Below are 13,970 nucleotides of genomic sequence, written 5' to 3'. Positions count from 1 at the left end.
GCCTCACCCCGAATGACCGCTCTGCGGACAAAGCTTCCGATAAGTCAGTTTGTTGGGATGTGTGATAACGGCCCTAGCTGCCATTTGGCCCGGCCATCTGATGCGACTGTGCGGACCGTCAGAAGAGACATTCGCCACGAGCGCTATATCCAATTCAACCCGAACTCGTGGATAGCGGGATTTTTGCCTGTCGTCGTATTGAGAACAGACACGCATTTGGCGACATCTCTAAATAAAGTGATGACCTCAGCTGAACGCATACCTCAATCTCCGGATCGCACACTTGTTGGCGTTGCGCTGATGCTGGGGTTTTGCCTAACCGCTCCTTTGCTGGATGTGTCTGCGAAACTCGCGTCAACCAGTGTGCCGGTTGGGCAGATTACGGCTGCTCGGTTTGTGGTACAATGCGCGTTGATGGCGCCATTCATCTGGATAATGGGACTGTCGTTGCGCGTGGCGAAAGGTCAGGTGATGGTGCTGGTTTTCCGCTCATTGCTGTTGGTGTTCGCAACATTTTGCTTCATTGCCGCGATCCGGGTGATGCCCCTTGCCGATGCATTAGCAATCGTGTTCGTGGCCCCGTTCATCGTCTTGTTGGTCGGCAAGTTCTATTTTGGTGAAGATGTCGGCCCGCGTCGCGTCTGCGCGGCGCTTGTGGGGTTTGTCGGGGTGTTGTTCGTCATCCAGCCCAGTTTCGCAGCTTTCGGCGCGGTCGCTATTATTCCGGTAGGAACGGCAGTTGCCTTCGCTTTCTACATTCTTGTGACCCGGGGATTGTCGCGTCGGGTGCACCCCGTGACCCTGCAATTCCACACCGGTCTGATCGCCAGCCTGTTTTGCATTCCAGCTCTAATTGTTGCGCAAGGTTCCGGCTCTGATTTGTTTGATCCCGTTTGGCCAACAGACACCGCTCTGTTGTGGCTTTTGGGCGCTGGCTTCTTCGCGACGGTGAGCCACATGATGATGACCTATGCGCTGTCTTTTGCGCCTTCCGTCACGCTGGCACCGCTGCAGTATTTTGAGCTGCCGGTCGCGACCTTGTTCGGCTATCTTGTCTTCAATGACTTCCCGAATACGCTTAGCCTGATTGGCATTGCGATCATCATCAGTGCAGGGCTGTACATGATACATCGCGAAAGGGTGGCGGCCAGACAGTTGGTCACCGAACGCGCCGTACCTCCAATCTAAGGCTACATGCCCGGCCTAAAGCCGACCTACACATCCTGGTCAAGTTGCTGCGGCGAGGCCCTTCGAACCGGACATTCATCAACAACGCAGCATCAGACCAATAATCAACGTGCGACTCGCGGACCTTCTAGATTTTTGAATTTCAGAGAGCGCTGTCGTAGCACGTGTTCACATGCGGCAGACATAAAGCGATGTTGATGCTTGCATTGCCAATCTGGTTATTCAGCACTTCGACTTTTCCAGAATCAAAAGTGCACTTTCTTTGCAACCAAGATCAGTCACGTAATTCGGGCCAACTCGCCATCTGAGTGTATTTGTCGCCTTACTTTTAGTCAAAACAATCAGCGCAAATCTGTGTCACGCCTCTCAAGGTCCAGAACGGCATTGAATTCATTCTCCGGGTCCATCCAGGCAACCAGGATCGCTTCGTCGTCGATGGCGTAAGTTTCAATTTCTGCTGGGGTCACACGGATAAAGCGCTCATTCCCTAAGAATGCGCCGCCATGGGTCTCTCCGAACACGACACGGATCATCCGAGACCCTGGGGCAAACATACGCAGATACGGATCCGCAGGCTTGCCCATGTTCAAAACCTCTGCCTTGCTGCGAACCCATCTTTCGCCAGCAATGCGCTGCTCAGGACTTCGCAAAGCGGAGACTGCGCCTTCTGCAACCGAAGCGATGGCTGCTGACAGCATGATCGCACCAATCGCCATCTGGGCCGCACCTGCGTTTGTCCCGCTGTACTTCGTCCAGGCAGCAAGGCGCATCAAGCGCCGCCTCGGGTGATAGAGCACGTCGACCGCGTCGCCGACCTCGACCGCGTTCCAAAGGTCTACCGGAGCGACTTCTTTTAGGGAAAATGCGCGCGGGTCATCCAAAAGTTGGAAGCGCAGAAAGTAACGTTTCGAAGGTTTCGTACGATGCCGTTCGTTGCGACCAACGTGGCCCTTCTTGACCCACTTGTCGGTCACGCGCGCCTGCCCAGGTCGGCCGGCTCGCTTTAGATACGTCGAATTGAGATAGTGCCGATAGCCCCGCGCGGTGATGATCAATCCCACTACGCCAAGCGCAACCATCCCAAGAAATGGAAGCCAATTGAAGAGAATGTCGGCTACTGGATCTCCAGGTTGTTGTATTTCTTGGATCATGCGACTGTCTCCTGAGGTGGCGTGGCCGCTAGAAGGTTGCCGGGTGGGCGTGGTGCGGAATCCAGCTAGAAAATGCCACGTCTGAATTTGTCCGGGGTGTTGACCTCATATCTATAGGTCAGGGCGGGCCGAGATCGCCAAAAAACGGAGAATGAAGCTATAACTGGATGTTCTTTCACTAGGTCATGGGCATCGGAATTCTCTCTCTGCCCCGCCCACACGTTTCTGGCACAGATATGGGTCATGGTCCTTCGCAGACCAGCGGAAAGACCCCGACCTCTGGGATCTTAAGCGTGCCAACGGTGATTTGGTCATCGCCTTCATCAGCCGTAATCAGCCGCACGGATGCAACAATGCGATCAAACTCAGGATCGGCGAAATCCAGCAATGTGTGTGTGTTCTCCGAGGCCCCCTGCGCCAAAACAATGGGCAGCGCACCTTCTGTCTCTGTCATGCTCCAGTCCTGTCCATCCGCGTGGATCGTCGCGCTGATAATCGCAAGGCCGGGTACAGATCCAAAGCCAAATGCTACCGCAACGCCTGACTCATCAGGCGCTTCGCAGGAAACAAGAAACGTTGCAAAAGAAGGGTTTGCAATGACGCTTGCCACAAGCGCGAGTGCGATTGTTCGTATTACGATTGGTTCCTCCGTTTACGGCCCATTTCACAGCCTAAGACGTTTCGGCCTCAAAATGAACTGCCAACGCACTGCCGTACTTTTGGTGCCTTTCGGGACATTGGCGATTGGTGGCAATTCAAGTGAATGCCGAAACACTGAAATGTCAGCTCCCTGCTCGCATTGTGAGTCCAATTTCCGATAAGTGCTCAAATGACTGGTTTTGAGGCCGCGTTTCAGCCACTGAATTACCCTCCTGTTTTGGCGCTGATAATCGTCAGGTCATCAAGCATTCAATGGTCGCCATGCCGCGAAACATCCAGCAAGCCGCGATAAGAAACCGTTTGCCTATGTAGATGCCCCCAATGACCGCCGCTTACACGGGCAGTCCAATTGGCGAGAACCTGGTGCTGATTTCTGTCCTCGCCTGGCGCGAAGCTCTCGACATTCAGGTCTGAAATCGCTTCTACACGAGCTATGGCGCCAGAGGGCAAAGTAACCGACAAGCCCCTCCTCCGATCCAACCCGCCGCGGCATCCGCATCCCGTACTGGCACTTGGGGGACAAGACGAACGGAGATCGGCTCGTTCCCACGCGCGGCGCGCATATTCGTTTCGTGCTGAATTTGTGCCAACATTCCCGCGGCTGCGCTGCCGACGAAATTTTCGTCCTCATTCGATAACCTGTGACTATTGCGCTTACGGCCAAGTGCTTTTTGGAAGAAATGCGTTAATCTCGATGTCATTAAATTTTCTCAGGCATAATGCTTTGTTGCCTCCGCCCAATCCGTGCCTTCGTGGTTGATCATTTTCGCCAACCTGTTCGGGCAACTTAACGCCAAGGTGGGTGTTCGTCGAGCGATGTGAGAGTCTGAGCAGCGACCTGATAGAAAATCCAAATTTGTCAGGTTTGAAGGTCAACAACACCAAATTGCACGATCAAATTACCTGTTCTGGTTCAAGCATAACTAACTGAACGGATTATACGACTATTAGATAAGCAGACACCACCACAGAAAAGTTGAACGGCAGATTTGTCCTGCATCTTGCCCATTCATACGACGCACAGCAAAGGGAGCTCCATCTTGGAGCGGTCGTTCATAGATCTTGCGACGAAGGTGCCAGGAAAGCCCAACTTTGACGTTCACAAAATAGGAATAAAAGCGGCTTCGTTCTCCTTATTATCCTCAGGAAATGGATCTATAAAGTAAATCTGTTCGAGCCGAAACGAGCCGTCCACGCTTTCCTTGTTATGTGCTATGTACTCATCAGACCAATCCCCGTGCACGCTTTTGATTAAAAACGGTTGCTTCAGACGAGAGCCTTCTATTCCCGCAGTTCCGCACGTCAGCCTGCTTGGGTCGAAGGATGCATCCGTTCCGAAAGATATCAATTGTAGCTCGATGTCGGGAGTGGCGTATTTGCCAACGAAATCAGAGTAAGCCTTCGATAACTCTGATATCATTTCTGGGCGTTTGAGACACTCGGTTGCGGTGCTTATCGCCATGCAATGATCATTCCAGGCTTTGTAGTCCTGACAAAAGCTGCGTATAAATGCTTCCCTGCTCCTGTGATCAGGCCCAGCGAATTCCGGTCGCTTGAACGTTCTCTAAGCCTTTTCCAAAGGGTCAATACTACTCCACGTACAGCTATGTGCGATTCACGCCCTTTTACACTGGACGACCCGTCGAAAACGTTCAACGAATGAATGTTGGCTTCGTCCGCCCCTTGGTGATTGAGGTTGGTCGCGGCGAAAGGTCGGATTGAAAGCCGACTAACCGAATGGGCTTCAATGTCCGGTCTCGTGAAATTTGCTGCACCAACGAGAGGACGCTGCCGCAGATGCGAGGAAATGCTGCGTGAGCAAAAGCGGCGTCAACAAAAGGCGACTTTGTCCCGCAATCCAGACACTCCGCCAGATTCCCACAACCGCAGTGCAGAGAATGTTCGGTTTGAGCCCATTTTGCCGATTCCTGCAGTGTGCACGAATGACCGCATAACAGATGCAGTCAAGGGCCCAGCATTCGCTTGTCAGCTAAACGCAGTGCTTGATGGGTTAATACGGTGTCCCCGAAAGCCAAATGCTTAGCGAAAATAATCAAACTAGCGGCTGATTAAACATAGCTTCGAATCCCACGCGCAATAGATTTAACCTAACATCGGAGACGCTATCATGACTGATTCAGGTGCAATTTTCTTTGGCTATCATGCTGACCCATCACGCTCCAGCTCATTGCAGGCCGCTGCCTACACCGAGCGCAAGTGGTTTGACGCAGACCTTCGCTCCATCCTCTCCAAAACTTGGCAATGGGTGTGTCATGTCGAGAAAACACGTGAGCCGGGATCATATGTAACGGTGGATGTTGCCGGTCAGCCTATTGCGGTCGTGCGTGACAAAGAGGGTAAGCTTCGCGCCTTTTACAACGTATGCAAACACCGTGCCCATGAACTGCTATCAGGCGAAGGCAATACCACACGGATTATGTGCCCCTATCATGCCTGGGTCTATAAACTCGACGGGCAATTGGCGCGTGCGCCACATACTGAAAACCTCGAAGACTTCAACAAGGATGAGATTTGTCTCGATGCTGTACAGGTTGAAGAATTTTGCGGCTTTGTTTTTGTCAATTTGGATCCGACTGCTGCCTCTTTGTCAGAGCAATCCGGAAACCTGGAAACCGAGGTGCGCCATTGGGCACCGGATGTGGATCAACTCACTTTTGGCCACCGTCTGACCTACGACATCAAGTCGAATTGGAAGAACGTCGTGGACAATTTCCTTGAGTGCTATCATTGCCCTACGGCCCATAAGGATTTTTGTGACCTCGTGGATATGGGTACCTACAAGGTTACGACCTACGGCATTTACTCCAGCCATATGGCTGACGCAGGCAACAGTCCAAATACCGCCTATGACGTCTCGAACGCCACGGTAAAAACCCACGCGGTTTGGTGGCTCTATCCTACCACTTGCCTGATGCGATATCCGGGACGGTCCAGCATGATCGTGTTGAACATTATCCCTGTTGGGCCAGATCGGACGCTTGAAACTTACGACTTCTTCCTTGAGACGCCGGAACCTGACGCGATGGAGCTGGATGCAATTCGCTATCTGGACGAGGTACTTCAGGTCGAAGATATCAGCCTCGTCGAAAGCGTACAGCGCGGGATGAAAACGCCTGCGTTCACCCAAGGTCGAATCGTCAATGACCCGGATGGGTCTGGCAAGTCCGAGCACGCCGTTCATCACTTCCATGGCTTAGTCTTGGACGCTTACGCAAAAGGTGCCACGTGACGCGGCCAAACATCCTTGTGGTCATGGCGGACCAATTGGCTCCGCATTTCACAGGGGCGTACGGGCATAAGGTCGCCAAGACGCCACATCTTGACGCGTTGGCCGCGCGCGGCATGCGCTTCGATGCAGCTTACTGCAATTCCCCTCTCTGTGCGCCTTCACGGTTTTCCTTTATGTCGGGTCAGCACATCAGTCGCATCGCAGCTTACGACAATGCATCCGAGTTCAAGGCTTCGGTGCCGACATTTGCGCATTATCTGAAATCGCTGGGCTATCGTACATGTTTGGCAGGCAAGATGCATTTTGTCGGACCGGATCAGATGCATGGATTTGAGGATCGTGTGACAACCGACATCTATCCTGCTGATTTCGCGTGGACCCCGGATTGGGAGGTCCCGGACGAGCGGATCGACAAGTGGTATCACAACATGCAAACGGTGAAGGAAAGCGGCGTTGCCCACGCGACTTTCCAGATCGACTATGACGACGAGGTCGGTTTTGCTGCCAAACGCTGGCTGTTCGATGCGGCCCGAGACAAAGCGCTTGGCAATGACGCGCCTTTTGCGATGGTTGCAAGCTTCATTCACCCGCACGATCCATATGTAGCCCGACCAGAATGGTGGAACCTGTATGCGGAAGATGAAATTGACTTGCCCGCGTTTGTGCCCGCGTTGGAGGATCAAGACCCCTTTTCACGACGTTTATTGGATGGGATCGAAGCGTCTTATGTGCCACTGACCGAGGAAGTAATCCTGCGCGCGCGCCATGCCTACCTGGCAAACGTCAGTTACTTCGACAGCAAAATCGGAGAGCTGGTTCAAACCCTCGAAGAAACGGGCGAGTTGGACAGCACCATTGTGATTGTCACAGCCGACCATGGCGACATGCTGGGTGAACGTGGGCTGTGGTACAAAATGAACTTCTTTGAGCACTCCGCGCGAGTTCCGTTAGTCATGGCCGGGCCGGGCATTGCGGTTGGGACGGCGCAGAATGCGGTGTCACTGGTCGATCTGTTGCCGACATTTATCGACATCGGCGGCGGTGATGAGACGATGATCGGAGAGCCGATCGACGGTCGTAGCCTTATGCCTTTGGCTCGGGGTGAAGAAGATCCAGTTGATGAGGCGATCGGAGAATATTGTGCCGAGATGACGGGCTATCCTGTGATCATGATCCGGCGCGGGCCCTTAAAATATATTCATTGTGATAGCGACCCACCGCAGCTCTATGACCTGAGTGCTGACCCGATGGAAACGAAGAATTTAGCTTCGGACCCAAGCTACTCCGACGCGAAAACTCGTTTTGCAGCCGAAGTCGCCGAACGGTGGGACGGCAGTGCTTTGCGAAAGAAGATAATCGCCACGCAAAAATCGCGCCGTGCATTACATGCCGCGATGGAGGCCGGTGCCAGCGAGCCTTGGGACTACAACCCGCCGTCCGATGCAAGTCAGCAGTATGTACGCAACAATATGGATTGGACAGTGGCTGCACGCCGCTACCGCTATCCGCCATTGAAGGATTGAAACCAATGATGCTGAACGGAAAAGTTGCTCTCGTGACTGGTGCCCGCGGTGGAATCGGGCGCGCGATTGTCGCTCGGTTTCTAAGAGAAGGCGCAACGGTATTTGCCGCTGATCTCACACCGGAAGGGTCGTTAGATCAACACGACGACGACGGCAGTCATTTTGTTAAGCTGGATGTGACTCAAGAAGCAGACTCGGTTGCGGCGATGGATCATGTGCGCGCCGCACACGGAAAGTTGGACATCCTAGTGAACGCGGCGGGGATCGAGATCGAAAAAACGGTTGAGGAGACTACGCTGGAGGAATGGAACCAAAGCTTTGCCGTAAACTCCACAGGCACTTTCCTGACCTCGAAATACGCCCTCCCCCTAATGCGCGAAGCGGCGAAGACAGGGAATAGCGCAAGCCTTATCAACTTTGGCTCCTACGACGGGTTCATCGCAGACCCTGGGCTTGCGGCCTATTGCGCGACCAAGGGTGCAGTTCACGCTTTGACCCGCGCAATGGCTTGCGATCATGGCCCAGAAGGTATCCGGGTGAATGCCATCTGCCCTGGCTATATCGACACTCCAATGCTGCAGAGCTTCTTCAACGGCGATGGATCCGGCGGAGGAGGTGGCAACATTGAAACGCTGCAAAAGGCCGTGCGCGATGTTCATCCAATGCGGACCTACGGGACGCCCGAGGATATTGCAAATTTGGTCAACTGGCTTGCCTCGGACGAGGCGCGCTATGCCTCTGGCCAGTTGTGGGTTCTGGACGGGGGGCTGTCTGCACAAGTGCAGCAGATGAAGCTCTGATGCCCAAGCCAGTCATTATCACTTGCGCGCCGACCGGAGGCATCCATACGCCGTCAATGTCTCCGCATCTGCCGATTACACCGGCCGAGATTGCGACGGCCAGTATTGAGGCGGCCCAGGCAGGGGCATCAATCATTCACCTGCACGCACGGCACCCGGAGACAGGAAAACCCGATCCCCGACCTGAGCTGTTCAAGCAGTTTCTACCCGTAATCAAGCAGTCCACCGATGTTGTGATGAATGTCTCGACCGGCGGCGGCTTGGGGATGTCGATGGATGAGCGGCTGCGGGCGGCGACATCTACCAGCCCAGAGATGGCATCGCTCAACATGGGATCCATGAACTTTGGTATCTTTCCGATGCTGCAGAAATACACCGAGTTTCTGCACGACTGGGAACGACCATTTTTGGAGATGACGGAAGACTTTATCTTTCCCAACACTTTCAAAACAATTCGTTACGCCATCGAAAAACTTGGTGGAGATCACGGCACCAAGTTCGAGTTCGAATGCTATGATCTTGGACATCTCTACAACGTCAAATGGTTCGTGGATCAGGGCCTGATCAAACCGCCATTTTTCATTCAGATGGTATTTGGCATCTTGGGTGGCGTTGGCGCAGATGCCGACCATCTGACCCACATGCACAACACAGCCGATAAGCTGTTCGGAGCAGAGAATTACGAATGGTCGGTCCTTGCCGCTGGTCGTCACCAAATGCCATTTGCGACCCAAAGCGCCATGCGGGGCGGTAACCTGCGTGTCGGTCTCGAAGACAGCCTGTTCATCGGCAAGGGTGAGTTGGCAAAATCTAACGCGGAACAGGTCACGCGCATCCGATCAATCGTTGAAAACCTTGGCCTTACGGTCGCGACGCCAGCAGAAGCGCGCATGCGGCTCGCACTAAAAGGCGGCGATCAGGTTGGCTTCTGAGGAGACGCATATGCAGACGAACATGTTGATCAACGGCGAAATGGTTGAAGGCACCGGCGACGCCTTGAACATCCTGAACCCTGCAACAGGAGAGGTTATTGGTACCGCAAAAGAAGCCAGCGATGCACAGATCGAGGCGGCGGTGCGCGGCTCAGCAGAGGCATTTGAGACCTTTTCGGTTACGACCCCTGCAGAACGCGCTACAATCTTGCTTCAGATAGCTGATGTTATCGAGGCGAACAGCCAGGAGTTGGCAGAACTTGAGAGCCTAGATGTGGGAAAACCCTGGCCATCGGCTCATGATGATGAAATGCCGCTGACGATTGATGTCTTTCACTTTTTCGCCGGGGCTGCGCGCACCATGATGGGGTCTGCCTCTGGAGAGTATGTCGCGGGTCATACGTCGATGATCCGGCGCGACCCCATTGGCCCTGTCGCCGCCATCGCCCCTTGGAACTACCCGCTGATGATGGCGTCCTGGAAGATTGCTGCACCAATTGCGGCAGGATGTTCGGTGGTGTTGAAACCGTCCGAGATCACGCCGCTATCTACTCTGCGACTTGCAGAACTGTTACAAGATGTTCTGCCAAAAGGCGTGCTTAACGTGATCCATGGTCGCGGGCCCGGCGTGGGGAATGCCCTGATGAACAGCCCACAGATGGAAGGGATCAGTGTTACGGGTTCTCCGGCGACAGGCATGGCTGCAATGCGGGCTGCTTCCCAGAAAATTAAACACGTTCATCTGGAATTGGGCGGCAAGGCGCCAGTCATTGTCTTTGATGATGCTGATCTCGATGCTGTGGCCGAGACGATCCGATATGGCAGCTACTTCAATGCCGGTCAGGACTGCGCACAGCCTTGCCGCGTGATGGTTGCAGACAGAGTTTACGACAAACTTGTGGCCGCGATTGCCGATCAGGTTGGCCAGATCCAGATCGGTGCACCGAAAGCTCAAGGAACGGAAATGGGCCCGCTTGTCTCTGCGACACAGCGGGATCGTGTAGCGGGTTTTGTGGATCGCGCGCGCAGCAGCTCTGAAATCGTTTCCGGTGGGGTGTCTGGCGAAGAAGACGGCTTTTTCTACCAGCCGACAGTCATCGCAAATGTCGACAACACTGCAGAGATTGCCTGCAATGAGGTTTTTGGACCCGTTGTAACTGTCTCTCGGTTTTCTGAGGCAGAACATGCGTTGAAGATCGCCAACAACGGACCTTACGGGTTGGCCTCATCGGTTTGGACACGAGATGTTGGGAGAGCAATGCAAATGACGTCCAAGTTGCGCTATGGATTCACCTGGGTAAACACGCATGGGGTTGCGACCCCCGAGATGCCATGGGCCGCGATGAAGGGCTCGGGCACGGGCAGCGATATGTCTGTCTATGCGCTGGATGCTTACACCGCAGTCCGTCACGTTATGGTGGCACATTGATGCGGTTAGCGGGAAAACGCGCCTTTGTTACAGGCGGCAAACAGGGCATTGGTCGCGGCATCGTTGAGGCCTTCGCAGCCGAAGGTGCGGCTGTCGCCACCTGCGGGCGCGGCCCTCAACCAGATGCTCTACCGGATCAAGTAACCTGGTACACGCTGGATGTATCCAATCCCGAAGCGGTTGCACGTACTGCCCGAACAATCGGCCTGGTAGATATCCTGGTAAACAACGCCGGCGTTCAGGTCGAAAAAACAGTGACCGAAAGCACAGACGCGGATTGGGATTTGGTGATGGGAGTAAACGCACGAGGCGTTTTTAACTGTTGCCGCGCCTTTATTCCGAAAATGTCTCAGGGTGGTTCGATCATCAACATTGGTTCGATCTCGGGCAATGCCGCTGACCCATCGATGGCGCTCTACAATGCTTCAAAAGCGTTTGTGCATGGGCTTACACGCTCTATCGCGGTGGACCATGGACCTGCGGTGCGCTGCAATGCAATCTGCCCGGGATGGATTGAGACGGGCATGCTGGACGCAGCATTCGAACTCGCCCATGACCCAGAAAAGGCTAGATCAGACGCGCTGGCACGCCATGCGGTCAAACGCTTTGGTAAGCCCGCAGACATTGCTGCGATGGCTGTTTGGCTAGCTTCTGACGAGTCGTCTTTTGCGACTGGCCAACTGTTCACTGTAGACGGTGGTATGACTGCGGCCTCCCCCCTGAATCCGGGACTGTTCTGATGTCGGAAATCGAAAGAACCGCCATTCTCGGAGCCGGTGTCATCGGGGCAAGCTGGGCAGCGCTGTTCCTCGCGTCGGGTCGCAGTGTGACCGTATTTGATCCCGATCCGAACGCTGAAGCATCCGTCCGTAAATACATTGAAAAGGCGTGGCCTGCGTTGGAAGAATTGGGCCAAGTTGGCCACGCCACCCGAGATGCGATCACCTTCGCACCGACCGCAGCTGAGGCCGTGCGAAACGCGCAGTTCATTCAGGAGAATGTGCCCGAGCGGTTGCCGATCAAACATTCCACCTATGCGGAAGTTGAGCCAGAGTTGAGCGCTGATGCAATAGTTTCAAGCTCAACATCCGGCCTAACACTCGAGGCTCTCCAACAGGGATGGCGCGATCCGAGTAAGCTCATCTTAGGTCATCCGTTCAACCCGCCACATCTCATTCCGCTGGTCGAGTTGACGGCGAACGACGCCACCGGCTCAGATGTTCTGAACCGAACAGAGACGTTCTACGAAGACCTGGGCAAAGTCACGATCCGGATCAAGAAGGGCATGCCCGGACACGTCGCAAACCGCTTACAAGCTGCAGTATGGCGCGAGGCCGTCCATATGGCGATTGAAGGCGTTGCCAGTGTCGAAGACATCGATAAAGCGATGTGGGCCGGCCCCGGATTGCGGTGGGCCGCGATGGGTCCGACGACGCTTTTCCACCTGGGTGCAGGCGACGGCGGTCTGCGGGCCTTCTGTGACCATTTCAAGGATACATTCAATGGCTGGTGGGACGACCTGGGCAACCCTCGTCTTGATGAGGATGTCATCAATAAACTGGTCGATGGCATTAACGATCAAACTCAGGGGCAAAGTACCGAAGAGTTATCAGCGCAACGCGACAAGATGCTTATGGCGATGCAAAAAGCTACCCAACACCTTCGGACTTAATATCTGGCTTGAACATTGGCCAAGCGCGGAACTCGAATGGCGTGCGGCCTTCAATACGGTCTGCAGTTGGTGTGAGGCCAAAACGGCTTCGATATGCCCGGCTGAAATGAACTTGCCCGTTAAATCCTGAGGCTTCTGCAATCTCGCTGAATTTCAGCTCTGTTTGGGTTACTAGTCCACGCGCGCGATCAAGGCGTATGTCACGGTAGTACTCGATCGGCGACTTCTGGACATATTGCTGAAACAATCTGCTAAGTTGTCGTTGCGAAATCTTCAACCTCGCTGATATTTCAGGGATTGACAAAGTGGCTTCCAAATGCGCCTCCATCAAGTCGATCGCGTCCCTTACCACCCCAGAGGTGACATACCCCAGTGGCTCCACGTCTTTGGGGTTCTGTGATTGGCCCTCACCGCGTACATTGTGATGAAAAAGATATCGCGCAGATGCATTGGCGATACTCTCGCCATCGACAGAGTGCACAAACCGCAAACCCAGATCGGTCGCTGCGGAACCCCCGCAACAAGTGAACATCTTTCCATCCATAACAATCATGTTCTCTGACACTGTGGTATCATGGGCCATTTCAGCAAAGGCATCGATGTGCTCATAGTGAACCGTCGCTGTCTTGCCTTTAAGCAGTCCAGCAGCCGCAAGAACAATCGCACCAGTATCCAAGCCGCCAACGATTGCCCCGCACGCCTCCCACTTCTGAAGGGCCACCTTAAACTGAGATGTTCCGTGACGTTCAGGTGACCAACTTGTACTCACCAGAACCAGCCAGGGCTTGCGCCCAGTCACGGCCGCCAATGGGGCAGTGTCAACGACTAGGCCGCTACTAGACTCAACTGGTCCACCGAGGTCCGAGACATAGGTCCAAGAAAATCGAGCCGAACCTGTCAGGTAATTGGCTATTCTGAAAGGATCCACGAAAGACGTAGTCGCCGAAACATTGAAATGCGGACTCACCAGGACAACGATATCTAGCGTGCGATCAATTGGATGGATCATGGCCGATTCTGTAAAATGGAGTCCAAAATTGTCAACAATGAACTTACCACTGGTTCAAAAAAAGTCCAATTACTAAGGCAAACACAGCATAAACAAGGGGAAAAAACCGCGGGAGATCAGCGCTCATTAAGTTTCTGAAATCCAAAAAACCGACATTCGTTCCACCGCGGCGAAAGTCCGTTTTGGCCGCTAGAAACTTAGTGTTGTTGCGAGACAAAGAGATCACAATTCGGGATTCCGCGTCCAAGCGCATTCATATCAGTCTTCACAGGCCAAAGCTTCTGATTTGCAAGGCATTCTGCAAGGCTCACATCATGAGCGCCAACCCATCAAATCTTAACTGGTCTCCCATCCGC

Annotated in this window: 12 protein-coding genes and 1 pseudogene; 8 read left to right on the top strand and 5 right to left on the bottom strand. The window is 53.9% G+C overall.

The features are described from left to right. The first annotated feature begins 240 nt into the window (after positions 1-240). Positions 241-1,188, top strand: coding sequence for a DMT family transporter (locus ACR0DK_RS14635; protein WP_480437132.1), 948 nt, complete (start codon positions 241-243; stop codon positions 1,186-1,188). Between the two features lie 341 nt (positions 1,189-1,529). Here the strand turns inward: ACR0DK_RS14635 and ACR0DK_RS14630 are convergent, their stop codons facing one another. The 3 genes from ACR0DK_RS14630 to ACR0DK_RS14620 form a co-directional block, all read right to left on the bottom strand. Then, positions 1,530-2,339: a hypothetical protein gene (locus ACR0DK_RS14630; protein WP_170395515.1), complete on the bottom strand. Its 810-nt coding sequence runs from the start codon at positions 2,337-2,339 to the stop codon at positions 1,530-1,532. Positions 2,340-2,580: 241 nt separating this feature from the next. Further along, complete coding sequence (locus tag ACR0DK_RS14625) at positions 2,581-2,793, bottom strand: hypothetical protein (RefSeq protein WP_170395513.1); 213 nt, start codon at positions 2,791-2,793, stop codon at positions 2,581-2,583. Positions 2,794-4,098: 1,305 nt separating this feature from the next. After that, positions 4,099-4,461 carry a hypothetical protein gene (locus tag ACR0DK_RS14620; protein WP_170567680.1) on the bottom strand — a complete coding sequence of 121 codons (363 nt, stop codon included), beginning with the start codon at positions 4,459-4,461 and terminating at the stop codon, positions 4,099-4,101. A 666-nt stretch (positions 4,462-5,127) separates the two neighbouring features. On the opposite strand from ACR0DK_RS14620, the gene ACR0DK_RS14615 reads away from it, so the two are divergent. The 7 genes from ACR0DK_RS14615 to ACR0DK_RS14585 are packed head-to-tail and all read left to right on the top strand — an operon-like array spanning position 5,128 to position 12,605. Then, positions 5,128-6,249, top strand: a complete 1,122-nt coding sequence (locus tag ACR0DK_RS14615) for an aromatic ring-hydroxylating oxygenase subunit alpha (RefSeq protein ID WP_223117487.1) — start codon at positions 5,128-5,130, stop codon at positions 6,247-6,249. Beyond that, a complete protein-coding gene (betC, locus tag ACR0DK_RS14610) occupies positions 6,246-7,772 on the top strand; it encodes a choline-sulfatase (RefSeq protein ID WP_223117486.1) in 1,527 nt (508 codons plus the stop codon). Before ACR0DK_RS14615 ends, betC begins: the two co-directional genes overlap by 4 nt. Positions 7,773-7,804: 32 nt before the next feature. Then, positions 7,805-8,572 carry an SDR family NAD(P)-dependent oxidoreductase gene (locus ACR0DK_RS14605; protein WP_255612000.1) on the top strand — a complete coding sequence of 256 codons (768 nt, stop codon included), beginning with the start codon at positions 7,805-7,807 and terminating at the stop codon, positions 8,570-8,572. Continuing rightward, the gene (gene kce, locus ACR0DK_RS14600) at positions 8,572-9,504 is read left to right on the top strand and encodes a 3,5-dioxohexanoate:acetyl-CoA acetone transferase (RefSeq protein WP_480736781.1); all 933 of its coding nucleotides are present in this window, start codon (positions 8,572-8,574) and stop codon (positions 9,502-9,504) included. Before ACR0DK_RS14605 ends, kce begins: the two co-directional genes overlap by 1 nt. A 10-nt stretch (positions 9,505-9,514) precedes the next feature. Beyond that, a complete protein-coding gene (locus tag ACR0DK_RS14595; protein ID WP_223117484.1) occupies positions 9,515-10,933 on the top strand; it encodes an aminobutyraldehyde dehydrogenase in 1,419 nt (472 codons plus the stop codon). Next, on the top strand, positions 10,933-11,673 hold the full coding sequence (locus ACR0DK_RS14590; protein ID WP_223117483.1) for an SDR family NAD(P)-dependent oxidoreductase: 741 nt from the start codon (positions 10,933-10,935) through the stop codon (positions 11,671-11,673). The genes ACR0DK_RS14595 and ACR0DK_RS14590 overlap by 1 nt, the downstream gene beginning before the upstream one ends. Continuing rightward, a complete protein-coding gene (locus tag ACR0DK_RS14585) occupies positions 11,673-12,605 on the top strand; it encodes a 3-hydroxyacyl-CoA dehydrogenase NAD-binding domain-containing protein (protein ID WP_223117482.1) in 933 nt (310 codons plus the stop codon). The genes ACR0DK_RS14590 and ACR0DK_RS14585 overlap by 1 nt, the downstream gene beginning before the upstream one ends. Here ACR0DK_RS14585 and ACR0DK_RS14580 read toward each other — a convergent pair. Both ACR0DK_RS14580 and ACR0DK_RS14575 read right to left on the bottom strand, forming a co-directional pair. Continuing rightward, the gene (locus tag ACR0DK_RS14580) at positions 12,583-13,614 is read right to left on the bottom strand and encodes a GlxA family transcriptional regulator (RefSeq protein WP_170408434.1); all 1,032 of its coding nucleotides are present in this window, start codon (positions 13,612-13,614) and stop codon (positions 12,583-12,585) included. The genes ACR0DK_RS14585 and ACR0DK_RS14580 overlap by 23 nt on opposite strands. A gap of 197 nt (positions 13,615-13,811) precedes the next feature. Further along, positions 13,812-13,931 (bottom strand): annotated as a pseudogene (locus tag ACR0DK_RS14575) (Hint domain-containing protein); the annotation flags it as partial. Positions 13,932-13,970: the final 39 nt, after the last annotated feature.

Source organism: Ruegeria sp. CE6 (assembly GCF_056537485.1).
This window is presented reverse-complemented; position numbering and strand designations above follow the sequence as displayed.